The sequence below is a fragment of the Bradyrhizobium sp. CCBAU 25360 genome, from assembly GCF_028128695.1.
Taxonomy (GTDB): Bacteria; Pseudomonadota; Alphaproteobacteria; order Rhizobiales; family Xanthobacteraceae; genus Bradyrhizobium; species Bradyrhizobium ottawaense.
In genome coordinates this window covers 292,630-317,929 of record NZ_LBJA01000044.1, presented here as the reverse complement: position 1 = coordinate 317,929, position 25,300 = coordinate 292,630, and the positions used below count along the sequence as shown (strand labels likewise).

22 protein-coding genes are annotated in these 25,300 nt (G+C 62.3%); 21 read left to right on the top strand and 1 reads right to left on the bottom strand.

Annotated elements, in window-relative coordinates; genetic code table 11:
* The first annotated feature begins 126 nt into the window (after positions 1-126).
* From XH81_RS31795 to XH81_RS31775, 5 genes are all read left to right on the top strand, one after another.
* Complete coding sequence (locus tag XH81_RS31795; RefSeq protein WP_271596699.1) at positions 127-4,443, top strand: strawberry notch-like NTP hydrolase domain-containing protein; 4,317 nt, start codon at positions 127-129, stop codon at positions 4,441-4,443.
* The gene (locus XH81_RS31790) at positions 4,443-5,504 is read left to right on the top strand and encodes a DUF7146 domain-containing protein (protein ID WP_271596698.1); all 1,062 of its coding nucleotides are present in this window, start codon (positions 4,443-4,445) and stop codon (positions 5,502-5,504) included. The genes XH81_RS31795 and XH81_RS31790 overlap by 1 nt, the downstream gene beginning before the upstream one ends.
* 327 nt (positions 5,505-5,831) lie before the next feature.
* A complete protein-coding gene (locus XH81_RS31785) occupies positions 5,832-6,755 on the top strand; it encodes a DUF2493 domain-containing protein (RefSeq protein ID WP_271596697.1) in 924 nt (307 codons plus the stop codon).
* A 139-nt stretch (positions 6,756-6,894) separates the two neighbouring features.
* Positions 6,895-7,425, top strand: coding sequence for a hypothetical protein (locus XH81_RS31780; RefSeq protein ID WP_271596696.1), 531 nt, complete (start codon positions 6,895-6,897; stop codon positions 7,423-7,425).
* A gap of 500 nt (positions 7,426-7,925) precedes the next feature.
* On the top strand, positions 7,926-8,246 hold the full coding sequence (locus tag XH81_RS31775) for a DUF736 domain-containing protein (protein WP_036006807.1): 321 nt from the start codon (positions 7,926-7,928) through the stop codon (positions 8,244-8,246).
* Positions 8,247-8,496: 250 nt separating this feature from the next.
* On the opposite strand, the gene XH81_RS38805 is transcribed toward XH81_RS31775, so the two are convergent.
* A complete protein-coding gene (locus tag XH81_RS38805) occupies positions 8,497-8,745 on the bottom strand; it encodes a helix-turn-helix domain-containing protein (RefSeq protein WP_442868215.1) in 249 nt (82 codons plus the stop codon).
* 555 nt (positions 8,746-9,300) lie between these two features.
* On the opposite strand from XH81_RS38805, the gene XH81_RS31765 reads away from it, so the two are divergent.
* The 16 genes from XH81_RS31765 to trbL all read left to right on the top strand — a co-directional run bounded on the left by XH81_RS31765 (position 9,301) and on the right by trbL (position 25,257).
* On the top strand, positions 9,301-9,582 hold the full coding sequence (locus XH81_RS31765; RefSeq protein ID WP_036006809.1) for a helix-turn-helix transcriptional regulator: 282 nt from the start codon (positions 9,301-9,303) through the stop codon (positions 9,580-9,582).
* Between the two features lie 22 nt (positions 9,583-9,604).
* A complete protein-coding gene (locus tag XH81_RS31760) occupies positions 9,605-10,486 on the top strand; it encodes a replication initiator protein A (protein ID WP_225155230.1) in 882 nt (293 codons plus the stop codon).
* 289 nt (positions 10,487-10,775) lie between these two features.
* Complete coding sequence (locus tag XH81_RS31755) at positions 10,776-11,240, top strand: DUF2840 domain-containing protein (RefSeq protein ID WP_271596695.1); 465 nt, start codon at positions 10,776-10,778, stop codon at positions 11,238-11,240.
* The gene (locus tag XH81_RS31750) at positions 11,237-11,749 is read left to right on the top strand and encodes a S26 family signal peptidase (protein ID WP_225155232.1); all 513 of its coding nucleotides are present in this window, start codon (positions 11,237-11,239) and stop codon (positions 11,747-11,749) included. The genes XH81_RS31755 and XH81_RS31750 overlap by 4 nt, the downstream gene beginning before the upstream one ends.
* On the top strand, positions 11,746-12,579 hold the full coding sequence (locus XH81_RS31745; protein WP_333913922.1) for a lytic transglycosylase domain-containing protein: 834 nt from the start codon (positions 11,746-11,748) through the stop codon (positions 12,577-12,579). Before XH81_RS31750 ends, XH81_RS31745 begins: the two co-directional genes overlap by 4 nt.
* 511 nt (positions 12,580-13,090) lie before the next feature.
* Positions 13,091-14,854, top strand: coding sequence for a relaxase/mobilization nuclease domain-containing protein (locus XH81_RS31740; protein ID WP_225155234.1), 1,764 nt, complete (start codon positions 13,091-13,093; stop codon positions 14,852-14,854).
* Between the two features lie 36 nt (positions 14,855-14,890).
* Entirely contained in the window at positions 14,891-16,876 is a 1,986-nt protein-coding gene (locus XH81_RS31735) for a conjugal transfer protein TraG (protein WP_271596694.1), read from the top strand.
* Positions 16,877-16,882: 6 nt separating this feature from the next.
* Positions 16,883-17,308, top strand: a complete 426-nt coding sequence (locus XH81_RS31730) for a CopG family transcriptional regulator (RefSeq protein WP_225134410.1) — start codon at positions 16,883-16,885, stop codon at positions 17,306-17,308.
* 132 nt (positions 17,309-17,440) lie between these two features.
* Positions 17,441-18,769 carry an MFS transporter gene (locus XH81_RS31725; protein ID WP_271596693.1) on the top strand — a complete coding sequence of 443 codons (1,329 nt, stop codon included), beginning with the start codon at positions 17,441-17,443 and terminating at the stop codon, positions 18,767-18,769.
* Between the two features lie 214 nt (positions 18,770-18,983).
* The gene (trbB, locus tag XH81_RS31720; RefSeq protein ID WP_271596692.1) at positions 18,984-19,898 is read left to right on the top strand and encodes a P-type conjugative transfer ATPase TrbB; all 915 of its coding nucleotides are present in this window, start codon (positions 18,984-18,986) and stop codon (positions 19,896-19,898) included.
* Position 19,899: 1 nt separating this feature from the next.
* Positions 19,900-20,223, top strand: coding sequence for a TrbC/VirB2 family protein (locus XH81_RS31715; RefSeq protein WP_036006829.1), 324 nt, complete (start codon positions 19,900-19,902; stop codon positions 20,221-20,223).
* On the top strand, positions 20,223-20,486 hold the full coding sequence (locus tag XH81_RS31710) for a VirB3 family type IV secretion system protein (RefSeq protein WP_036006831.1): 264 nt from the start codon (positions 20,223-20,225) through the stop codon (positions 20,484-20,486). The genes XH81_RS31715 and XH81_RS31710 overlap by 1 nt, the downstream gene beginning before the upstream one ends.
* Positions 20,487-20,496: 10 nt before the next feature.
* Positions 20,497-22,938 (top strand): conjugal transfer protein TrbE, encoded by a 2,442-nt coding sequence (gene trbE, locus XH81_RS31705; protein ID WP_271596691.1) that lies wholly within the window; start codon positions 20,497-20,499, stop codon positions 22,936-22,938.
* Positions 22,935-23,663 (top strand): P-type conjugative transfer protein TrbJ, encoded by a 729-nt coding sequence (trbJ, locus tag XH81_RS31700; RefSeq protein ID WP_271596690.1) that lies wholly within the window; start codon positions 22,935-22,937, stop codon positions 23,661-23,663. Before trbE ends, trbJ begins: the two co-directional genes overlap by 4 nt.
* Complete coding sequence (trbK-alt, locus tag XH81_RS31695) at positions 23,663-24,034, top strand: putative entry exclusion protein TrbK-alt (RefSeq protein WP_271596689.1); 372 nt, start codon at positions 23,663-23,665, stop codon at positions 24,032-24,034. Before trbJ ends, trbK-alt begins: the two co-directional genes overlap by 1 nt.
* A complete protein-coding gene (gene trbL, locus XH81_RS31690) occupies positions 24,031-25,257 on the top strand; it encodes a P-type conjugative transfer protein TrbL (protein ID WP_271596688.1) in 1,227 nt (408 codons plus the stop codon). The genes trbK-alt and trbL overlap by 4 nt, the downstream gene beginning before the upstream one ends.
* Positions 25,258-25,300 lie beyond the last annotated feature (43 nt).

Genomic DNA, 25,300 nt, shown 5'->3' with positions numbered 1-25,300 from the left:
GCCGGTTCCCATTTTTGTGGGCGAGCGCCGAGAGGGAGAGCCGGGCCGGGAAGGGTTTGAGCCGTCGGGTTAAAGGAGAGCGCCTGATGGTTCGACCTGTTCCCGCTCTCCGAAAGAAATCCTGTCATGACCGAATCTCTTGCGGGCGGCGCTGCCGCCGCGCCGCTCTCGATGCGTGCCGCTGCTACTCTCACCTCTGCCGCTATCAAGGCCGCCCGACAGCTCCTGACCGAGCTCGAACGCGGCCGTCGCATCGATGCCGCCGTCCTGCGTGGCGCCATGGAAGCGGCCTTCGGCGCCTCGGATGCGGCCGGCGCCTGGAACTGGAAGACCGCGTATGACGTCTGCGAGGCGGCAACCGTTCTCTTCCTGCGCAAGTTCGGTCCGGCCATCCGGGCCAAGGCAGGCTCGACGGCCGCCATGCTGCCAATGCTCGCGAGAATCGCGAGCTGTCTGCCGACCCATACGCGGCGCTCCGACGACAGTCAGGCGCTCCAGCAATTCTCGACCCCGATCCCGCTTGGGCTGGCCGCATGCACCGCAGCCGGCATTACGCCTGCCGACCGCGTTCTGGAGCCATCCGCGGGGACCGGCTTGCTCGCCATCCTGGCCGAGCTCGCCGGCGGCTCTCTGATGTTGAACGAGTTGGCTGAAGGCCGCGCGGCGCTGCTCGATCATCTGTTCGCCAATGTTAAGGTCACGCGGTTCGACGCTGCGCAGATCGATGATCACCTCGATGCGAGTGTAGTACCCAGCGTCGTTCTGATGAACCCGCCGTTCTCCGCGGTGGCGAATGTCGATCGACGAATGGCGGACACCGCTTTCCGGCACATCGCTTCGGCGCTTGCGCGCCTTTGCGATGGTGGGCGCCTCGTCGCCATCGTTGGCGCAGGCCTTGCGCCGGATAACCCGGCGTGGCTAGAGGCCTTTGTTCGCCTCCAGGAGCGCGGGCGGGTCGTGTTTTCTGCCGCGATCGACGGCGCTGTCTACGCCAAGCACGGCACTCAGACCGACACGAGGCTGCTCGTAATCGACAAGTGGCCCGCTGCCGATCCGAAGGCTTTTCCTGCATCGCAGAGCATGGCCGGCGATGTCGCTACCTTGCTCAATTGGGTGACCCAGCACGTGCCTCAGAGGCTGCCCGTCGCCGTGCCGGTCGTGGCCGACATCGTTAGGGGCCCTGCAGTGCCCCGACCGGCCGGCGCCGTTCCACCAAGCCCCTCGTCCACTTCGAGGAGCGCTCCGGAAGGTGCGGAGCTTGCGTACGAGACCATCGAATGGTCGCCGCCGGAAGGCGCCCGCCTCACCGATGCGCTCTATGAGGAGTACGGATTGCAGTCGATCCGTATTCCCGGATCGTGCACACATCCGACCAAGCTCGTGCAATCCGCGGCGATGGCGTCGGTTGCGCCGCCGAAGCCGTCCTACCGTCCGCATCTGCCTTCAAGTTTGGTGGCAGGCGGAGTTCTGTCGGACGCCCAAATCGAGAGCATCATTTATGCGGGCGAGGCTCACTCGGAATTTCTCGCGGGCTCTTGGACCGTCGATACGACGTTTGATGTTGTGGCCGCCGCGCGCGACGACGCAGAGAAAGCCGTTCGATTTCGCCGAGGCTGGTTCTTGGGCGATGGCACCGGTGCGGGCAAGGGACGGCAGGTCGCAGGGATTCTGCTCGACAATTGGCTCAAGCACCGCCGCCGTGCGGTCTGGATCAGCAAATCCGACAAGCTGATCGAAGATGCCCAGCGCGACTGGTCCGCGCTCGGCATGGAGCGACTGCTCGTTACGCCTCTGTCCCGGTTTCGCCAGGGTACCGCGATCCGGCTTTCGGAAGGCATCCTTTTTACCACCTACGCCACGCTACGCACCGACGAGCGTGGCGAGAAGCTTTCGCGTGTCAGGCAGATCGTTGAATGGTTGGGCTCCGACTTCGACGGAGTGATCGTCTTCGACGAGAGCCATGCCATGCAGAATGCGGTCGGGGGCAAAGGCGAGCGCGGCGACCAGGCGGCCTCTCAGCAAGGGCGCGCAGGCCTGAGGCTCCAGCACGCCTTGCCCAATGCTCGCGTGGTTTATGTGTCGGCGACGGGCGCAACCACGGTCCACAACCTCGCTTATGCTCAACGCCTCGGCCTTTGGGGCGGCGCCGACTTCCCATTCGCCACACGCGCCGAGTTCGTCGAGGCAATCGAGGAGGGGGGCGTCGCGGCGATGGAGGTGCTGGCGCGCGACCTCAAGGCGCTCGGTCTCTACGCCGCCCGCTCCTTGTCCTATGAGGGCGTCGAGTACGAGCTCGTTGAACACCTGCTTACGCCGGAACAGGTTCGCGTCTACGACGCCTATGCCAATGCGTTCAGCATCATCCATAACAACCTCGACGCGGCGATGCGGGCCGCCAACATCACCGGCGAAACCGGAACGCTGAACGGGCAGGCAAAATCCGCGGCCCGATCCGCCTTCGAGAGTGCCAAACAGCGCTTCTTCGGTCATCTGCTGACCTCGATGAAGACACCGTCGCTCATCCGATCGATCGACCGCGATCTCGACGCCGGCCATGCCGCCGTCATCCAGATTGTCTCAACAGGCGAAGCGTTGATGGAGCGCCGGCTCGCCGAGATCCCGACCGAAGACTGGGGCGACGTCCAGGTCGATATCACCCCGCGCGAGTATGTGCTCGACTATCTCGCCCATTCCTTCCCGGTCCAGCTCTACGAGCCCTTTACAGACTCGGAGGGCAACCTCTGCTCTCGGCCGGTCTATCGCGATGGCCAGCCGGTTGAGAGCCGGGAAGCCGTAGCACGACGCGGCCGCCTCATCGAGAAACTCGCCTCGCTGCCTCCGGTACCCGGCGCGCTGGATCAAATCGTGCAGCGCTTCGGCATCGACATGGTCGCCGAAGTGACCGGCCGCTCGCGCCGCATCATTCGTAAGGACGACCGGTTGGTAGTCGAAAACCGCGCCGGTTCGGCCAATCTCGCTGAGACATCGGCCTTCATGGACGACATCAAGCGTATCCTCGTGTTCTCCGACGCGGGCGGCACGGGGAGGAGCTACCATGCCGAGCTCTCGGCTCGGAATCGCCGCTTGCGGATTCATTACCTGCTCGAGCCCGGCTGGAAGGCCGATGCTGCGATTCAGGGACTCGGCCGGACCAACCGCACCAATCAAGCGCAGCCCCCGCTGTTTCGCCCCATCGCGACCGACGTGAAGGCCGAAAAGCGCTTCCTCAGCACCATCGCGCGCCGGCTCGACACGTTGGGCGCCATTACGCGCGGCCAGCGCCAGACCGGAGGGCAGGGCCTGTTCCGGCCTGAGGACAATCTCGAAAGCCAGTACGGACGCGATGCTTTGCGTCAACTCTACACGCTGCTGGTGCGAGGCAAGGTCGACGGATGCTCGCTCGAGAGGTTCGAGGATGCTACCGGCCTGAAGCTGACGGATACCAATGGGCTCAGGGATGATCTGCCGCCGATCACGACCTTCCTGAACAGGTTGTTGGCGCTCACCATCGGCCTGCAGAATGTCCTGTTCACTGTTTTCGAGCAGCTCTTGACCGCTCGGATCGAGGGCGCCGTCGCATCGGGCACGTACGATGTCGGGCTGGAAACGCTCCGTGCCGAAAGCTTTGTCGTCAGCGGCCGGAGGATGATCTATGTCCATCCGCGCACAGGCGCCGAGACACGGCTGCTCACCATCGTCCAGCGCCAGAGTAACCATCCTGTTGGTTTGGATGACGCCCTTGCTCGTCTTTCCAATCATGCTGTCCTGCTGATCAACGAGCGTTCGGGAAGGGCCGCCGTGCAGGTTCCGGCCCCGAGCGTCATGCTCGATGACGGCGAGATCGAGCGCCGCGTCCGCCTGGTCCGGCCTATGGAGCAGCACCAGTTCCCTTTGAACATGATGGTGGAGAGCCATTGGGTTGAAGCGGATCGCGAACGTTTTGCTGCGGCCTGGCTGGCGGAGCTTGCTGAGGTGCCTGAGTTCACGGAGAGCACGATCCACGTCGTTGCGGGACTGCTGCTACCCATCTGGAAGCGGCTGCCGGATGAAACGACCCGCGTCTATCGTCTTCAGACCGATACGGGCGAACGTATCATCGGCCGCAAGGTTTCTGCCGCGTGGGTCGCAAACGCCGTCTCGGCGGACGCGCCCACGCTGTCGCCGGACGCTGCCTTTGCAGCGGTGATGGAGGGACGTACCGTCCTCGATCTCGCGGAGGGGCTCCAGCTTCGCCGCGTCCGGGTGATGGGCGCATGCCGCATCGAGCTGTCGGGATTCAACGACACGATGCGCGATCGCCTCCGCGCTTACGGCCTCTTTGGAGAGATCATATCCTGGAAGCTGCGGATGTTCGTGCCCACGGACGCAAGCGGCATCGGGATCCTGACAAAGGTGCTCGACACCTACCCGGTCGCGCGCGTCAGTGAGCGGGAGGCCGCGTGATGTCTCACGGGGCTTCCGAACTGGCACGCCGTCTCGCGCGCGAGGCGGAGGCGGTGTGTCGGCACTATCTCTCCCACGGCAAGCGGGCAGGCCGGTATTGGGTGGTCGGCGATGTTCACAATAATCCGGGCCGCTCACTGTTCGTACGGCTCCAAGAATCGCCGAAGGGCCCCGCCGGCAAGTGGACTGACGCTGCGACCGGCGAGCATGGCGACCTCCTCGACATCATCCGCGAATGCCGGGGTTTGCGCGACTTCAGCGAGGTCGCCGAGGAAGCGAGGCGGTTTCTGAAGCTGCCTCGTCCTGAGCAGCAGCTGGCGCCGAAACCCATTCGTTCGGTGCCGCCGGCCGGATCGCAGGAAGCCGCCCGTCGGCTCTTTGCGATCTCTAGCCCGATCGAAGGCACCGTGGTCGAGACGTATTTGCATCGTCGCGGAATAGCCCACGTCCATCATGGTGGCAGCCTCCGCTTCCACCCTCGTTGCTACTATCGACCGGACGAGCAGTCGCCGACCGAAACCTGGCCGGCGATGATTGCCTGCGTCACGGATCTCGAGGGGCGGATCACCGGCGTGCATCGAACCTGGCTCGATCCAGACGGCTTTGATCGCATTCGTCTCGGCAAGGCTCCGATCGACACGCCACGACGGGCCATGGGCGATCTGCTCGGCAACGCCGTTCGCTTCGGCGTGGTGGACGACGTGCTCGCCGCCGGCGAGGGAATCGAGACCATGCTTTCATTGCGTTACGTGCTGCCGACTCTGCCTATGGCCGCGGCGCTCTCGGCCAATCACCTCTCGGCCATGATGCTGCCGTCTGGTCTGCGTCGGCTCTATATCGCCCGTGACGCAGATGCCGCCGGAGATGCGGTGCAGGCTACTCTCACCCAGCGTGCAAAAGCCGTAGGCGTTGAAGCGATTACGTTGTCGCCCCGGCTGGGCGATTTCAACGAAGACCTGCACATCCTCGGTCTCGAGACCCTCCGAGCAGAGTTGCGGCTTCAACTCGTACCAGAGGACGTCGTCCGCTTCCTGTATTCGTCGACAGTAGCCGCAGAATAGGCCGGTGCTTCGATCGACGTTAATAGGTCGGTCATAACGAGGCCATTGCCGGAAGAGGACGCGACCTCGGCCTTCTAGAGGGCGATCGGACGGCAAGCGGACCGGGCCGGCAATGGCTGCGCCCGGCTATTTTCCGCCGCGCGCCGGCGATGCAGACACAACAGCCATCAAACCGGCGCGCTTTGCATCGCGAAGCAAAATAGCCGGCCTCCGCCATCCTCCGCTGCCGCTTCGGCCCTTGCGGGTTCTGGCCCGCTCCGCCCGCCGTCTGAGTGATCGCCACGAAGGCCGCGATGGGCGCGGCCGATCCGGCAAAGGATCCCTCCAATGACCGTCCACGACGACATTGAACCGCCGCACGCCTCTTCTCCAACTGACCACGTCCTCACCGAGCTACAACTCTTCGGCTACCGTCCCTTCGACGACCAGCCTGACCCACGGCCGCTTCCCGAGGGAAAGATCATCGCCGGTGCTGTCGCCGATATCTTTGATGCCCTGGTCGCGACGTTGAGCGACACCCGGCTTGAACCGGACCTCGACGATCTGCTCTGGTCGACCGTCAACCTGTTCCACCGCGCCGTCGACCGCATCGGACGCCAACTCGACGACAACGAACAGGCGCAGCACAAAAGCCAGCGCGACCAAGACGGCTCCGAAGTGCGATCGGTCGAACTCGAGCGCGTGACGGCCGAAGGCATCACTTTGATCGAGCGCCGCAACTGCCTGGAGCTCTTCCGCGACCAGGCCATCGAGCGCTTTGAGACTCACACCGGATCGCCCTGGCGCCCTCGGTCAGGATCGCTCGTGAACCACCGCACGCTGACCGCGGCGATGATTGACTCCCGCGACTTCATCGCAGCCAAGCGTCGCGCCGAAACCGAGGTCATGTTGCCGCCGGGACCAAAGATCGCGCTTACCGGCGGGCTCGACTTCAATGACCACAACCTCATCTGGGACCGCCTCGACAAGGTTCATGCCAAGCATCCCGACATGGTCCTGCTCCACGGCGGCTCGCCCAAAGGAGCCGAGCTTATCGCCTCTAAATGGGCGACCAATCGCAGGGTGCCTCAGATCGCCTTCAAGCCTGACTGGACAAAGCACGCCAAGGCAGCCCCATTCAAGCGCAACGACGCCATGCTCGAACTCCTGCCGATCGGCGTCATGCACTTCCCGGGCACGGGAATCCAGGACAACCTGGCAGACAAAGCGAAGCGGCTCGGCATCCCCGTCTGGAGGTTCGGCGGCGCGTGAGCGCTGCCTTCTCGCCTCCGGCGTGAACGCGGAGTTGCATGCGCCGCAACTCTGCCTCGTTTCGGCTCCATATCGAAAATTGCGCCGTGGTGGTGGTGGAAGGCGCGACTGTCAGATCTATGCATATGGAGCCACCACTATGCTTGCCCTTGGGCTCGTTCTCAACACACTCGGCATCGGCTTCTTCTGCTGGGCGATCTTTGCGCTCGCTGTGTATGCCCTGCCGTTTTTCGTCGCTCTCAGTATCGGAATAACGGCGTTTCAGAATGGTGCCGGCGTGGTCGGTGCGCTGCTTATCGGAACGGCCGGTGGCGCGTTGACGCTTGCCTTCGGTCAGGCCGCCGTCGCGATTACCCGGTCCTTGGCTTTGCGCATCGCGATCGCAACAGCATTTGCTATTCCCGCCGCCGTGGCCGGCTATCATGTGGTGTTCGCCGTGTCCCAGATCGGGGTGCCTTCGTTGGCTTGGCGTGAGGTCTTCGTTTGCCTGGGCGCGGTTTGCATTGGGGTCACGTCATGGACGCGCTTGATCGTTCTGGCGAAGACCCGCCCGCTCGAGCCGGGTGGAGTGATGGAGAGTCCGTCTAACCAGTTCTTACGGCCGGAAGGCCCGAGGGATGACCGTTTACCGCCTTCGTCGTCGACAGGTTCGCATAAATCGGCGCGCTGAACGGGGGATGATCGAGCCCTGAGCGCGGGGGGCCAGTCCTCCTCGGAACTACTCGATCAAAGCCGCCGGCATTTGGGTCTGGCCCACGCAGCCGCGGCGGAGCCGTGTTGCCTAGCTCCGTTGCTGGGAGACGATACCGCCCTTTGCAGCAAATTGTTTCTTTTTCTGCGCTGAATCGTTCCAACCTCTTGTTCAGCAAAACCGAGATAAGCCATGTCTTCTCCCGAGATTGCGGTTCAGCACGCGGACGCACGTGGCCTCGTTGATGGCTGGATCTGGCCGAAGACCGGCTTCGCCTCGATCGTCTGAGCCGCAACGCCGTTGATGCGACTTTCTTCCCCTGGGCTTCGCCCATTCCTCGCGAGACAAGAAAGTCGCCACAACGGCGTCCTCCGCTCCGCTCCGGCCCGCGAGCGGGTGCGTCGCCGATCGTCTTCGGCCTGCAGATCGCCATCGAGGCCGCGATGGTCGCGGGCTCGAAACACAACAGGAGAAGTGACATGGCTAACATCGGTTCCTTCAAGAAGGTCGGCAACGATTTCCAGGGCGAGATCGTCACCCTGAGCCTGCAGGCCAAGGGCGTCCGCATCGTCGCCGAGACCAACCGCTCCAACGACAACGCTCCCAGCCACCGCATCTATGTGGGTCGCGCGGAGATCGGCGCGGCCTGGTCGAAGCGCTCCGAGGAGGGCCGGGACTACCTCTCGCTCAAGCTCGACGATCCTTCCTTCAACGCTCCGATCTACGCCAACCTGTTCGATGACGAGAGCGGTGAAGGCTACACCCTCCTCTGGTCGCGGCCACGCAAGAGCGGCGAGTAAGAGCGCCTCACCAAGCCCCGTCCGGTCCGCCGGGCGGGGTCTTCGCGGCTGGCCTGAGGCAGCTTGCGATTTACCTCTCAGTCAGGCTCAACGATCCGAACCTAGCGGCCCCCAATCTACGCCTCGCCCGTCAAGATCGAAGGCCGCGAGGGCTTCACCCTGATTTGGTCCCGCCGCAGCGGCGTCTGGTCCCTCCGGGATCATCAGCCCGCCTCTCGGAGGCGAGGCCGGAATCCAGCGGGTATGAGTTTTACTCTCCGATCTTAGCCGAGAATCTCAAGGTACTCAAATCTCGGCCCGGCGGCTGCCCCATATACTTCTTGAACATTGCCGAGAAGGCAGCGGCGGATTCATATCCGAGTTTATCGGCAAAGCTATGATAGGACGCCGGATCGCAATTCCCTCGACGCCATGCCATCAGGAACCGTCGGCCCCATCTGTCGAACGTCATTCCTGTCTCACGCTCAACATGGCGACCCAAACCCTGTTTGCTCATCACGACGACCTCTGCTCAATCGGCGTGTGTTCGCCGGTTTCCGGGGTCTTCGAGTACGATGTAGGCGATCCGTTCAGCTGCGGATCCGCCGCCAGTTGCCATATAGAGGCAATCCATTGTCGCTCGCTCAATTCCTCAATCAGCAAGTCGGCAACGCGGCAATGTCGAGGCCCCGCCGCGTAGTCACCTCCAAGATCGTGAAGATGAACCAACAGAGAAATCTGGCGATCAGTCCAGCCGTTTACTCTCGATGAAATGGGCCTCAGGATAGGCTCAAATTCGGCGAACCTCGTGTCACCAATTGCAAATCCGCGCAAATTTTCCTGCACGATTTCCTTGCCGAGTAGTTCTCGAATTCGCTTCTCCAATTCTCAAGGCAAAAGCAGAAGCAACTGCTGCTCCTGGGCCGGGCGCAGGGATGAGTAGCGCAGTCCCCGAGGGTGCCGAAAATCGCACCCCCAACATTCGGCATCCCCCTCCGAGGTTCTGCTCCTCCATGATGACCGCACACACGCCGGCCTAGCCAAGCGTAGTGCGCTGTCATCCTGGAGTTCTCAAATGCCCGATCCGATGGCCGGTCTCCCCCCGCGATTCCTGCGTACGCCAGAGGCCGCGCGTTACCTTGGTCTGTCCGGCCGCACGCTGGAGAAGCACCGCACATACGGTACTGGACCGACGTATCGTAAGATTGGCGGACGTGTTGTCTACGCCGTCGATGACCTGAAAGCGTGGGCCGATCTCGGCGCCAAGACGTCGACATCGGATCCCGGCAAGGGGACCGTGCTGCCCGCCAAGAAGCATCCGGCCCTGCGTCCCTATGCAGGTCAGGAACGTCGCTGATAGCCGCGTGAGAGCAGTGACTATGCGGCGCAAACACCATGCAGAGCGCGAGCTGCTTGAGCTCTTTCGGGCGCTGCCCGGCGATCTCGCGCCGCGCGATGCGCAGGATCTGATGGCCTATCCGTTCTTCTCGCTTGCAAAAACAAAGCGAACTGTGCCGATCGATTTCCGCGCGGGTGCGATCTCAATTCGTGTCGAAGCCGTGCCGGAACACGGCATGGCGACGATCTGGGATGCAGACGTTCTGATCTGGGCCGCGTCCCAGATCGTCCAAGCCCGTGATACTGGCTTGAAGACGTCGCGCCTGATGGCTGCAACGCCTTACGAGATTTTGACGTTTGTGGGCCGCGGCACCAGCGCACGTGACTATGACCGCCTGAAGGCTGGTCTTGACAGACTTCAGTCAACGACCGTGCTGACGTCGATCCGTCAACCGGCAGAACGGCGACGCCATCGCTTCTCCTGGATCAACGAGTGGAAGGAGACGGCGGATGCAAATGGCCGCCCATTCGGGCTCGAGCTGATCCTGCCGGATTGGTTCTACGCCGGCGTCATCGACGACGCGCTCGTGCTGACGATTGATCGAGCCTATTTCGATCTGACCGGCGGGCTTGAACGGTGGCTCTACCGCCTAGTGCGCAAGCACGGTGGGCGCCAGGACGGCGGCTGGAGTTTTGACCTTGTGCACCTCCATGCCAAGTCCGGCATCCTCTCGCCGCTCAAGCATTTTGCCTACGACGTACGTCAGATCGTTCAGCGCCAGACATTGCCCGGCTATCAGCTCGTGCTCACACGGGATCCTGATGGCACCGAGCGGCTGAACTTCGCGCCAACGCCTGTTCATCCCTTAACGGCACGCTTGCGTCGGCGCGGTCTCATTCCAAATTCGGAGGACAACCTGTGAATCAGCTCGTGCTATCGGGGACCGCAACCCTCGTGCTATCGGGGACCCGATCCTCGTGCTATCGGGGACCGGAATCGAGATTAAGAGCTTGTTTCTCCTCGCTTTCCGGCCGCTCTAACTTTACTAACCAGAAATCCTTCGGATTTCTTCTAACGCACCAGGCCGAAAACCTCGTTGGAGGCGATCGGCAGCAGCAGGCCGCCAGTTCTGTTTGGCTCTCCAAGTCGCATACGCTATTCGCCGAACCCCATGCTTACGGCTGCCAACTCCAGCGTCAGGGAGCCGCGGCATGAGCGATCTCACGGAAGTGGAAGTTCTGTGGCTTGAGAAGCGTATCGAAAACCGCATTCGGTTCGGTCGAGTTGTTGCGGAACGGAAGCTTGATCGCCACCGGCGTGTCCTGTCATTTGCGCCCGGCAGCATCTTTGCCTTCGTCCGATGGACCTCAAACGACTTTGGGACGATCATTTCGCGCATCGACATCTTGCGCGCGGTCGCACCGGGACAGCGCTGCTCGACCATCCCGTATGTGAAGCCGGGTGGGGAGATCTTGCTGCGGCTCGCTGGTTGGCCGAAGGTCGAGCGAGTGCTGCAGATGACCGACGCCATCGAGGCGCTCGGCATCGATCCAGCTGATGTCGCACCTGATCATTGGCATCACGTTCACAACCGTCTGTCCGTCAACGAAAACCCGCGGTCCTACACGAAAGCACGCCACCGGGCCTGGCTTCATCGCCAAAAGGTGATGCGATGACAGGCCGCCTCATGATGCTGGCTATGATGATTGGGGCCGCTGCTGCGCTCGTCGCGACGATCGTCCTGGAGCCGCTTCCGCTTTTCATCTGGAACGCATCCGCGAGCGTTCCGATCGGTCTCTACCGCCTCCGCCCGGCGGACCAATTCCAAGTCACTGAATTGGTCGCCGTGCAGCCGCCGGAGCCGCTCGCGGCCTTCCTCGACCTCAACGGCTATTTGCCCATTGGCGTACCCATGCTGAAGCGCGTGCTTGCTCTTCCCGGCCAGAGTGTTTGCAGAACCGGCCTCAAGATTTCGGTCGACGACATTGCAATGGGCGAGGCGAGGGATCGCGACGGACGCGGGCGGCCATTGCCGAGATGGCAGGGCTGCCGCGTCGTCGGCGACGGCGAACTGTTTCTGATGAACTGGCAGTCGGACGACTCTCTTGATGGCCGGTATTTTGGATTTCTTCCGGCGTCTAGCGTGATCGGCCATGCGATGCCGGTGTGGACGTGGGAGGAGTGATCGTGCGCATTCGACGTGTTCTCCTCGCCATTCCCTTGTTCGATCGATTGCGGGATCATTCCTCCGCCTCGATCGATGTCTGCAAGACCGGCGCGAGCCCGACGGCGTGGTTGGGTCGGTTGGGCACGCGCATTTGTGCTGTCGTGCCCTTGATGCTTCTTCTGACCGCGTTCGACGGTGAGGCTTTGGCCCAGAGTGGATCAGCCGCCCAGCCGGCGATCAGTCAGACCGCTCACTCATTTGCCGGCTTCATCAATGAAGCCTCACAACGCTTTGCGATTGCGCCGAACTGGATCCGATCAGTCCAAAGCATCGAGAGTTCTGGTGATGTGCACGCCAGATCGCCAAAAGGCGCAATGGGCCTGATGCAAATCATGCCGGCGACTTGGGCGGACCTTCGCGAGCGCTACAATCTCGGGAACGACCCCTACGACCCGCACGACAACATTCTGGCCGGCACGGCGTACTTGCGCGAACTGCTCGATCGGTATGGCTCGCCTGGCGTGTTTGCCGCGTACAACGTGGGACCATCACGCTATGAAGAGCATCTCGCAGGCGGCCCTCTGCCAGAAGAGACGCGAGCATACGTCGCAAAGCTTACAAATCTGCTTGCCATCGACCTGCCGGCGAGGTGGACGTCCAGCAGCCATTCATCAAAGGCTGGGACGCTATTCGTCAGGCGACCCGATCTCATGAAAACGCGCCGTCAGTTGCTGGCGCTCGTGCCGCCGGGCGATGTCATGACGGCAATCTCGGCGCCCGATGCGCCCATGGTCCCCCGGCCTATTGGCGTGTTCGTCCCTCAATCGGGTTCGGGAACATCGCAATGATCAGGTGTGCGGGTCCGCAAGCTGACGGCGTATGGGCGATGCCTTCGGCCCGCGCTCTACTCGTCGCTTCGCTCCTCACCGAGCCACCCTTCGGGTGTCTCGGCCCTTCGGGTAACGATCGCTATCGCAAGCGCTCAGAAGCACTCGGGCTTCGCAAGTCGGCTGCCAAGTCGCTGCTGCTCTTTCGCAATGAGGCGGTCAGCCGACGTGCTCGGGCGGGGGCTATTCGAGGATCCGCCGCAATGACCCGAACTGCATTACGTTGCAAATCGCCGCTCCTTCCGAGGGCCTGGTGGCTTGGACGTTGGGTCCTGGGAATCAGCAGCCAGGAGAACGCGATGGCAGGACGGCTAGATAAAAGGGGCTCGCCGGTCGAACCGCAAGCCATTGGCATGGCTTGGGTTCTGGCGTGCCGGTCGGTCGGGGCGCGTGCCGCGCCTAGCAATTTTACGAATGCAATCAAAGGTGTTTTCGGCACCGTTCGTGCTTTTGATCGTTGGGAGGCCCTGTAGTGAGCGTGGGCGACAGCGACCTGCGTATACGGCCTGGACGCATTCGTAGTACCCGCGCGCCGAAGCCCAAGAGCTTCATCAATCAGGTGCTGCGGGCGGCGAAGAAAGCAGGACATACCTCGGGTCAGACAGTGGTGGGCAGGCGCTCGACGGCTTATGGGCACTCGACGTTTGGCCGCGGGCGCCTGGCCTTTAGCCGCGCCAGAATGTTCAATCCAACGCGGCGCGTTGTGGTGAAGGCGCGCGTGGTTCGTCACAAAGGCGGAGCGTTCCGTTCCGCACCATTGACCGCGCACCTTTCATATCTGAAGCGCGACGGCGTGACCCGGAGCGGTGAGCGGGCCGAGATGTTCGATGCCGGCGGCGACCGCGCTGATAGCGCGGCTTTCGCAGAACGCTGCAAGGACGACCGGCATCATTTCCGGTTCATCGTCTCGCCGGAGGACGGCGGCGACATGACCGATCTGAAGGCGTTTACCCGCGACCTCGCCAGGCAGATGGAGACCGACCTCGGCACCCAGCTCGATTGGGTGGCTGTCGATCATTGGAATACCGACAACCCTCACGTCCATCTTCTCGTCCGTGGGATAGATGAGGAAGGGGCGGATCTCGTGATCTCTCGCGACTATATCAGCAAGGGCCTGCGCTCGCGCGCTGAGGAACTGGTCGCCATCGAACTGGGCCCAAAACCGGAGCACGAGATCCGGAATTCGTTGGAGAGGGAAGTCACGGCGGAACGATGGACGCGGCTCGATCGGGAGATCCGGCTGGCGGCCGATGAGACCGGCCATATCGATCTTCGCGCAGAGAATCCCGGCAAGTCCGATTCCGAGATCCGGCGCCTGATGATCGGTCGCCTTCAACACCTGGAGAAGATGGGCCTTGCCGCGTCCGCCCTACCGGGAGAATGGATGGTCGGGCTCGAGGCCGAGCGTAGCTTGCGTGACCTCGGTATGCGCGGCGACATCATCAAGACCATGCACAGGGCCTTTACCGAGCGTGGGGAAGCGCGCGGCGTTGCCGATTTCGTCATCGAGGTTGGACAGCCGGCATCCCAGATTATCGGACGACTGGTCGACCGTGGACTGCATGACGAACTGACCGGCGAGGCCTATGTCCTGATCGACGGAACAGACGGACTGGCGCACCATGTGCGCTTTCGAGGCCTAGAGGCTTTCGAACATGCTCCGCCGGCCGGCGGCATCGTTGAAGTCCGACGCTTCGGTCAAGCCGGCGATCCGCGGCCGACCGTGGTGCTCGCAACCCGTTCCGACCTCGATCTTGGTGAGCAGATCACTGCGAGGGGAGCAACCTGGCTCGACCACAGGCTGGTCGAACGCGACCCCATGCCGCTTGCCATGGGCGGATTCGGCCGAGAGACCCGCGACGCCATGAAAGCCCGTACCGAGCATCTGATCCAGGAGGGCCTGGCGCAGCGGCAGGGCCAGCGCCTCATCTTGCGGCGCGACCTCCTGAACACGTTGCGCCGACGCGAGCTGGACGAGGTGGCTTCAAAAATCTCGGCCGACACCGGCCTTCCTCATGTGAACGACGCGTCCGGGGAGCATGTGGCGGGCACGTACCGCCAGCGGGTGACGCTCACCTCGGGACGCTTCGCTATGATCGATAACGGGCTCGGCTTCCAACTCGTGCCGTGGTCGCGCGAACTCGAGAACAAGCTTGGCCAACACGTCACCGGTGTCGTGAAAGACGGCGGTGGCATCGAATGGGGTTTTGGTCGGAAGCGCGACCTCGGCCTCTAGGTATCTCGCCAATTCAGTTGCGGAAGGGCGCTAGGAATGTCCGGAACCAAAATCCTCTGGGGTCAGCTGATCGTTGTCGGCCTGATCGTCTTGCTGGCCATCTGGGGAGCAACCGAGTGGACGGCCTGGCGACTTGCCTACCAGCCCGAGCTTGGGCGGCCCTGGTTCGAGCTGTTCGGCTTCAAGATCTACTATCCGCCGATCTTCTTCTGGTGGTGGTTCGTCTACGATGCCTATGCGCCGCAGGTCTTTGTCGAGGGCGCCTTCATCGCAGCATCAGGGACCGCCGTTTCGATCGCGGTGGCGATCGCCATGTCGGTGTGGCGCGCGCGTGAAGGGAAAAATGTCGAGACCTATGGTTCAGCGCGTTGGGCTGGTGCGGAAGAGGTCCGAGCGGCCGGACTTCTTGGTCCGGATGGCGTGGTGCTGGGCAAGCTCGATCGCGACTACCTCCGCCATCACGGGCCGGAGCACGTGTTGTGTTTTGCACCAACCCGGTCCGGCAAAGGCGTCGGTCTTGTCGTCCCGTCCCTGCTGGCTTGGCCAGGCTCGGCCATCGTGCATGACATCAAGGGCGAAAACTGGCAGCTGACCGCGGGTTTCCGCTCGCGGCACGGCCGCGTCCTGTTGTTCGATCCAACCAACCCAAAGTCTTCAGCCTACAACCCGCTGCTGGAGGTCCGGCGCGGGGAGTGGGAGGTCCGCGACGTCCAGAATGTCGCCGACGTCCTGGTCGACCCCGAAGGCTCGCTCGACAAGCGGAACCATTGGGAGAAGACCAGTCATGCGCTTCTGGTCGGCGCCATACTCCATGTTCTCTATGCCGAGGAGGACAAGACCTTGGCCGGCGTCGCGGCTTTCCTCTCCGATCCGAAGCGGCCGATCGACGCGACGTTGAGGGCGATGATGACCACATCGCACCTCGGCGAGCAGGGCACTCATCCCGTGGTCGCCTCGACCGCGCGTGAGCTCCTCAACAAATCCGAGAATGAGCGCTCGGGCGTCCTGTCCACCGCAATGTCGTTCCTGGGTCTTTACCGCGATCCGGTCGTAGCCCAGGTGACCTGCCGCTGCGACTGGCGGATCGCCGATCTGATTGCGGATAAAGGCCCGACGACGCTTTACCTGGTGGTGCCGCCTTCCGACATCTCTAGGACCAAACCATTGATCCGTCTGGTGCTGAACCAGATCGGCCGGCGTCTCACCGAGGACTTGCACGCTCGTAACCGCCGGCATCGAGTCTTGATGATGCTCGACGAGTTCCCGGCACTGGGCCGGCTTGATTTCTTCGAGTCCGCGCTCGCCTTTATGGCGGGGTATGGCATCAAGAGTTTCTTGATCGCGCAATCGCTCAACCAGATCGAGAAGGCCTACGGGCCCAACAACGCCATCCTCGACAACTGTCACGTCCGCGTTAGCTTCGCGACCAACGACGAGCGCACCGCCAAGCGGGTGTCGGACGCCCTTGGTACGGCGACCGAGATGCGGGCGATGAAGAACTATGCCGGCCACAGGTTGAACCCATGGCTCGGGCACCTGATGGTCTCGCGCCAGGAAACGGCAAGGCCTCTGCTGACCCCAGGCGAAGTCATGCAGCTTCCGCCGACAGACGAGATCGTCATGGTGGCGGGCACGGCGCCGATCCGGGCGAAGAAGGTCCGCTACTACGAGGATCGGCGGTTTACCGAGCGCGTTCTGCCCCCGCCCGATCCCGAGGCGTCCGGCCGATCACGGCGAACGGACGGATGGTCAACACTTGGAGCGCTCAAGCCAGCGTTCCTTCCAACCAACAGAGGACAAGCAGACGAAGATACCGCGAATAGCGGGCTCCGTCGCGAGCCCGAACTACCCGACCACGTCGCGATCGCCAAGGAAACGACCGAACCAACGCCGGCGGAGGAATTTGCCGCCGTTCTTGACGACGACGAGGCCGCGGTCCGCCGGTCCCGTTTTATACGCGAACAGATGCGCGGTGTCGCCAGTCAAGTCGCCATGGATCCGAATGACGGTATGGAGCTCTGAGGCAATATGCGCGATCGGATGAACGTCTATTTTCCGCCAGAGCTGCTGAAACAGATCTCGGAGCTCGCCGATCGCAAGAAGCTTTCCCGGTCTGCCATCGTGGAAGCTGCGGTCGCCTCCTTTCTTTCACCCGACGGAGCGGACAGGCGGGAGGCAGCGTACGCCCGGCGCCTCGATCGGCTGTCGCGTCAGATGCAGAGGTTGGAGCGCGACGTGGGTTTGACGGCCGAAAGCCTGGCGCTCTTCATACGGTTCTGGCTGACGATCACGCCGCCACTACCGAATGACGCGCAGGCGGCCGCGCAAGTAAAAGGCCGGGAGCGGTTTGAAGGATTTGTCGAGGCACTCGGGCGCCGCCTGCAAAAGGGGCAAAGCTTTCTCCGCGAGATTCCGGAAGATATCCGCCGTCAGGAACCGGTCGACGAATCCTGACCGAGCGTCATGGATGCGCAAACGCGCCGACCCTTCTTTTTCTACGCCAGCCTACGACCGCAGCGATTTAGCCGAACCGCGCAAAGCTGGTCACGCTATCGGCTTGCACGAGCCGACAGAAAGGGGGCCAGCATGCAGATTTCAGGGGCATGGCGCCTCACCGCGCGCGTATTTCTCCCGTTTGCGGTCGGATATTATCTTTCGTATCTGTTTCGAACGATCAACGCTTTGATCGCCAGTCATCTCAGCTCTGATGCCGGGGTTGGGGCTGCCGACCTCGGGTTGCTTACCTCGGTCTATTTCCTCGTTTTTGCGGCGGCGCAGATCCCAGTCGGCATATTGTTGGACCGCTTTGGTCCGCGTCGCGTCCAGAGTGTTTTGCTCTTGCTCGCAGCAGTGGGCGCCGGACTGTTCGCAGTATCGACCGGCTTCCTGTCCCTTTTGATCGCCCGTGCAATGATCGGGCTTGGTGTCGCTGCAGCGCTGACTGCTGGACTGAAGTCCATCATCATCTGGTTCCCCAGGGAGCGAGTTGCCCTGCTGAACGGCTATATGGTCATGCTGGGATCGCTAGGAGCGGTGACCGCTACGGTCCCCGTCGAACACCTGCTCGCCTGGATGGGATGGCGGCAGCTCTTTGAAACTCTGGCGGCCGCTACCGGAGCGACGGCCATTCTCATCTATGTCGTCGTGCCTGAGCGGGTCATTGTCCCACCAACACCGCGCGCCACCCTTGGCTCCGTTTTTGCCGATCGTCGCTTCTGGCGAGTGGCCCCATTTTCGGCGACTTGCATTGGATCAGCCTGGTCTCTGCAAGGACTGTGGGCATCACCGTGGCTGACCGACGTGGAGGGGCTTGATCGCACAAGTCTCGTGAGACAGCTGTTCATAATGTCGATCGTCTTGAGCTGCGGCGCCTTGTTGTTCGGGATGACCGTCCACTACGTCAAGCAAAGAGGAATCAGGGCGGAGACGGTGTTAGCGACGGTTGCGGTGCTGTTTGTCGCAGCGCAGCTAGCTTTGATCCTGCGAGTGCCTCTGCCGTCCATCCTGCCCTGGTCCGTTGTCGCAATTGCCGGCACGGCGACTGTGGTCAGCTTCGCGGTGATAGCGGATTACTTTCCGCCGCAACTTGCCGGTCGTGCCAACGGCGCCTTGAACGTCTTGCACTTTGGTTGGGCTTTTCTGGCACAATACGCGACAGGTCTTATCCTGGAGCAATGGTCGGCGAACGATGGCCATCGGCCGCTCCAGGCCTATCAAGTCGCTTTCGGTCTCAACCTAGCGCTGCAGATCGCGGCGTTGGCCTGGTTCGCGCTGCCCGGGCGCCGATCCATCACTCCGTGGATGAGTTCAATCCTCGTCTTCAAGCCGGCTGATGATTCCCGAGCCGTCGAGTCGGTTGGGTTGTATGAGGATTCGATCATCCTCCTGCCTGCGGATGACGATGCGGAGTGGTGAGCTGCCGGCCGATTAAGTAGGCCTCAAACATGGGTTCTCAGTCTTTCTTTTTCTACGCTAGCCTACGATCACGCAAAGCGCTTGTTGCGCCAAGTCCACTGGTGCTTTTTCTAATCATCCCCATCTGAGGACGCGCTTTGGGCGTCCTCATTCGTGGGGGCGAGCGGTGGCAATCCATTCCATTCAATCGGAAGCGAATTCGCGCGGTGCGCGAATGCTGCGCAGCGCACTTGGCTCGGCGATTGCCGGCTACCTCGAAGACGAAGCGATCATTGAGGTGATGCTCAACCCGGATGGACGGTTGTGGATCGACCGGTTGTCGAATGGCCTGATCGACACAGGCGAAACTCTGTCGGCTGCGGATGGCGAACGCATCGTTCGCCTGGTTGCGCATCATGTCGGCGCGGAGGTGCATGCCGGTGCGCCGAGGGTATCGGCCGAACTGCCCGGGACCGGTGAGCGCTTCGAAGGACTCTTGCCCCCGGTCGTTGCAGCGCCAGCCTTTGCCATCCGCAAGCCCGCAGTCGCCGTGTTTACGCTCGACGACTACGTCGCCAGGGGGATCATGACCTCGAAGCAGGCCGAGATCCTGCAGAGCGCGGTCGCCGCACGGAAAAATATTTTGGTCGCCGGTGGGACATCGACCGGCAAGACAACATTGACGAATGCGCTCCTGGCCGAGGTGGCGAAGAGCTCCGATCGGGTCGTACTGATCGAGGACACTCGCGAGTTGCAGTGCAAAGCGCCCAATCTCGTTGCGCTGCGGACCAAGGACGGTGTGGCGACGCTGTCGGATCTCGTCCGCTCGTCCCTCCGACTGCGTCCTGATCGTATTCCGGTTGGCGAGGTCCGCGGTGCGGAAGCGCTCGATCTGCTCAAGGCCTGGGGCACCGGTCATCCCGGTGGCATCGGCACTATTCATGCGGGCACCGCGCTCGGTGCACTGCGGCGGCTTGAGCAGCTCATCCAGGAAGCCGTGATCACGGTTCCGCGGGCTCTGATCGCCGAGACCATCAACGTTATCGCGGTGCTGGCGGGACGCGGCGCCGACCGTCGCCTCGCTGAACTCGCCCTCATCTCGGGGCTCAGCGCCAGCGGCGACTACAATCTTTCATCAGCAGGAGACTGACATGCGTGTGCAATTTCGTTTTCTTCGAGGTGCATCGCTGGCTGCCTTCGGCACGGTGCTTTTGGCAGCGGTGCCGGCATGGGCCGCTGGTTCGAACATGCCATGGGAGCAGCCACTCAATCAGATCCTGCAATCGGTTGAGGGGCCGGTCGCCAAGATCATCGCGGTCATCATCATCGTCGTGACCGGGCTTACGCTCGCATTCGGGGACTCATCAGGTGGCTTCCGCCGGCTGATCCAGATCGTGTTCGGTCTATCGATCGCGTTTGCCGCCTCAAGCTTCTTCCTGTCGTTCTTCTCCTTCGGCGGCGGCGTGGTGATCTGATGGATGAGCCGATCACAGGCTTTGCCGGGCCCGTTCATCGCGCGCTCACCGAACCAATCCTATTGGGTGGCGCGCCGCGATCGGTTGCGATCGTCAACGGCACGCTTGCGGCAGCCCTAGGTCTGGGGCTGCGGCTCTGGATCGCGGGTCTGGTCCTCTGGTTTATCGGCCACATGGCCGCAGTCTGGGCCGCCAAGCGCGACCCGGCCTTCGTCGATGTGGTGCGCCGACATCTGCGCATCCCCGGTCATCTCAACACCTGAGCTCTCGGTCATGATGAACCTTGCCGAATATCGCCATTCCAATGCCCGGCTCGCCGACTTTCTGCCTTGGGCAGCCCTGGTGGACGAGGGAATCATCCTGAACAAGGACGGCTCGTTCCAGCGGACGGCGAAGTTCCGGGGGCCTGATCTCGACAGCGCAGTGCCGGCTGAGCTTGTCGCGGTCGCCGGTCGCTTGAATAACGCCTTGCGCCGCCTGGGATCCGGCTGGGCCGTATTCGTCGAAGCGCAGCGCCATTTTGCCGGTAACTATCCGCCGAACACCTTTCCGGATGTCGCATCTGCATTGGTCGACGCCGAGCGCAGAGCTCAGTTCGAAGAGGCGGGTGCCCACCATGAGTCCAGTTATTTCCTGACCTTCCTCTATCTGCCGCCGGAGGAAGGAGCGGCTAAGGCGGAGCGCTTGCTCTATGAAGGTCGCGACCGCACCGTTGGCGCCGACGCGCGCGAGGTGCTGCGGGGGTTTGCCGATCAAACGAACCGCGTATTGCAGCTCGTCGAAGGGTTCATGCCCGAATGTGCCTGGCTCGATGATCAGGACACGCTGACCTACCTGCACTCGACGATCTCGATCAAGCGTCATCGGGTTCGGGTGCCCGAAATTCCGATGTACATCGATGCGCTGTTGGCCGACCAGCCGCTGACCGGCGGCCTTGAGCCGATGTTGGGCTCAGCCCACCTGCGGGTTCTGACGATTGTCGGTTTTCCGGGGGCGACGACCCCCGGGATCCTGGACGAGCTAAATCGCCTGCCATTTTCGTATCGCTGGTCAACCCGCGCGGTCATGCTCGACAAGACCGATGCCACCAAGCTGCTGACCAAGATTCGGCGGCAGTGGTTTGCCAAGCGGAAGTCGATTGGGGCCATTCTCAAGGAGGTCATGACCAACGAGGCGTCGACGCTGCTCGATACCGACGCCCACAACAAAGCGCTTGATGCCGACGCGGCGTTACAGGAGCTGGGGTCGGATCAGATTGGGCAAGCCTTTGTCACAGCGACCATCACTGTCTGGGACCGCGATGCCAATGCGGCCGACGAAAAGCTCCGCTTGGTCGAGAAGGTCATTCAGGGTCGCGATTTCACCTGCATGATTGAGACGGTGAACGCCGTCGAAGCCTGGCTCGGCAGTTTGCCGGGGCATGTCTATGCGAATGTGCGGCAACCACCGGTGTCCACCCTCAATCTCGCCCATATGATTCCGATGTCGGCGGTGTGGGCGGGCGAAGCGAGGGATCTGCATTTCAAAGGTCCGCCGCTTCTGTTGGGCAAGACTGAGGGATCAACCCCGTTCCGATTCTCCCTCCATGTCGGCGACGTCGGGCATACCCTTGTGGTAGGACCGACAGGCGCTGGCAAGTCGGTGCTGCTCGCTCTGATGGCGTTGCAGTTCAGGCGTTATCCGAACTCTCAGGTCTTTGCGTTCGACTTCGGTGGCTCGATTCGGGCGACCGCCCTCGCCATGGGTGGTGATTGGCACGATCTCGGCGGCGCACTGTCCGACGAGAGCGAAAAGCCAGTCGCCCTCCAGCCGTTGGCGTGGATTGACGATCCCGCCGAGCGCGGATGGGCGACCGAATGGATCGGCGCGATCCTCGCCCGGGAAAAGGTCGAGATCACCCCGGAGGTCAAGGCTCATCTGTGGTCGGCGCTAACATCTCTCGCTTCGGCGCCGAGGGTGGAGCGTACCCTGACGGGCCTGTCAGTCCTGCTCCAATCGAACTCTCTGAAACGCGCCTTGCAACCATATTGCCTCGGCGGTCCTTCCGGGCGCCTGCTCGATGCCGAATTTGAGCGCCTTGGCGAGGCCTCCGTTCAGGCGTTTGAGACCGAAGGGTTGATTGGAACGAGCGCGGCACCTGCCGTGCTGGCCTATCTCTTTCATCGGATTGGAGACCATCTGGACGGCCGGCCGACTCTTCTTATTATCGATGAGGGGTGGCTTGCCCTCGACGACGATGATTTTTCCGGACAGCTCCGGGAGTGGCTGAAGACCCTTCGGAAGAAAAACGCTTCCGTCATCTTCGCGACCCAGTCGCTCTCGGACATCGATGGCTCTGCAATCGCGCCGGCGATCATCGAAAGCTGTCCAACGCGGCTGTTGCTGCCGAACGAGAGGGCGATCGAACCCCAGATCGCAGCCATCTACAGACGCTTCGGTCTCAACGACCGGCAGATTGAGCTACTGAGCCGGGCAACGCCCAAGCGCGACTACTACTGCCAGTCCCGTCGCGGCAACCGGATGTTCGAACTTGGCCTTGGTGAGATTGCGCTCGCATTCACTGCGGCCTCTGCCAAGACCGACCAGGCTGCCATTACGCAGCTCCTGGCCGAACATGGACCTGATGGCTTCGTACCGGCCTGGCTCCAGCACCGCGGTTTGGCCTGGACCCTCGACCTGCTCCCCAATCTCGTCAATCTGGAGAAATCACTATGAGGCGTCTTGGCCTATTGGCAGCCGCTGGCACCGTCGCGCTGATGCTCGGCATCGCGGTGCCCGCACGGGCGCTGATCGTCTTCGATCCCAACAACTACGTTCAGAACGTCCTGACAGCTGCGCGAGAGCTCCAGCAGATCAACAACCAGATCACCTCGTTGCAGAACGAGGCGCAGATGTTGATCAACCAGGCAAAAAACTTGGCGAACCTGCCGTACTCGTCGCTGCAGCAACTGCAATCCTCGATCCAGCGCACCCAGCAATTGCTGGCCCAGGCGCAGCGCATCGCCTATGACGTCCAGCAGATTGATCGCGCCTTCTCGACGAGCTACGCGCCAGCCGCCAGCAGCCAGTCGGATCAGTTGCTGATCTCCAATGCTCAATCGCGCTGGCAGAATTCATATGCCGCAACGCAGGATGCCCTTCGTGTCCAGGCTGGCATCGTTGGCAACCTCAATACCAATCGAATCCAGACGTCTGCACTCGTGACGTCGAGTCAGAGCGCTAGCGGCGCCCTGCAGGCAACACAGGCCGGCAATCAGATTCTCGCACTGAATGCGCAGCAGCTGGCGGACCTGACGGCTGTCGTGACGGCACAGGGCAGGGCGCAGAGCCTTGAAGCCGCGCAGCGCGCGGCGGCCCAGGACCAGGGCCGCGAACAGCTCCGACGGTTTCTTACGCCAGGGCAGGGCTATCAATCATCCAACGTGCAGATGTTCCACTGATGACTGACATCCAGACATTTAAGGCGCTGTCGCTACTTACGACAATCGGCGTGTTGGTCGTGACTGCCTGCACGATCCAGCTTCGTAGTGGCGAAGATGCGTCTGCGCTCCCAAAGACAGAGCAGACCACGGATGTTGACGTTTCCGATCTCGCCCGCTGCCGCACCGTCACGTCAGACGATGTCGGAGGCTATCAGCATTGCCAAAAGGTTTGGGCTGAGAACCGGCGCCGTTTCTTCGGCCGGAAAGACAGCGCAGCTCCGCTTCGGGGATCCGACCCGGCCGCTGGCCTGACACCCGCGCCAAAAGACCAGAGTCGGATGCCGCAGGGATATCCGTCGGTGGCGCTACCTGAAGCGAGCAAGCCATGACCAGTACAGGCATCATCGACCAGTTCCTTGAGACATTCACGCGCCACATCGATAATGGCTTCGGGCTGCTGGGGGGCGACGTCGGATATCTTGCAACTACGCTTGCCGCGATCGACATCACGCTTGCCGCGTTGTTCTGGAGCTGGGAGCCGGACGAGGACATCATCGCACGCCTCGTCAAGAAGACGCTCTTTGTCAGCGTCTTTGCCTACCTGATCAGCAATTGGAATAGCCTGGCGCGCATCGTCTTCGAAAGCTTTGCGGGTCTTGGGTTGAAAGCATCGGGCGCAAGCCTGTCCGCATCGGATTTCCTGCGGCCGGGAAAGATCGCTCAGGTTGGCCTTGATGCCGGCCGACCATTGCTCGAGTCCATATCCAACCTGATGGGCTACATCAGCTTTTTCGAGAATTTCGTCCAGATCGTCGTTCTCCTGTTCGCGTGGGTCGTGGTGCTGCTCGCCTTCTTCATTCTGGCGATCCAGCTCTTCGTCACCCTGATCGAGTTCAAGCTCACGACACTGGCCGGCTTCGTGCTCATTCCCTTTGGCTTGTTTGGCAAGACCGCTTTCGCGGCGGAGCGCGTTCTGGGCAACGTCATATCTTCCGGCATCAAGATCCTGGTCCTGGCCGTCATCGTCGGCATCGGCTCCACCCTGTTCTCGCAGTTCACCGCAGGTTTCGGCGGTGCACAGCCGACCATCGAAGACGCGATGACGCTGGTGCTCGCGGCGCTTTCCTTGCTGGGCCTCGGCATCTTCGGTCCGGGTATCGCAAACGGCCTAGTGTCGGGCGGACCTCAACTCGGCGCCGGCGCCGCGATTGGAACAGGCCTTGCTGCTGGCGGCATTGTTGCGGCAGGTGCGGGACTTGCTGCTGGCGGTGCCGGTCTCGCTGGCGGTGCTGTTGCAGGAGCCGCGCGCGGTGGCGGCGCTGTCATAACCGGAGCAGCAGCCGCGTATCGAAGCGGCGGCCTTGCCGGCGTCGCGGAGGGTGGCGCTTCCGCTGCGACGAGTCCATTGCGTCGAGCAGCGGCTGCGTTCGGAGGTAGCCAAGCGGGCGACCAGAGCGCGGGCGCTCCGGCCGAAGGGCAGCCTGATTGGGCTCGCCGCATGAAGCGTGCTCAGACGATTCGGCATGGTGCCTCCGCCGCTGGCCACGCCGTCCGCTCCGGCGATCATGGTGGCAGCGGCTCCTCCGTCGATTTGTCCGAAGGAGAACGCTGAGACGCAGTACTGCACCTCCGCCGCACGACAGCGCCTCAAACCT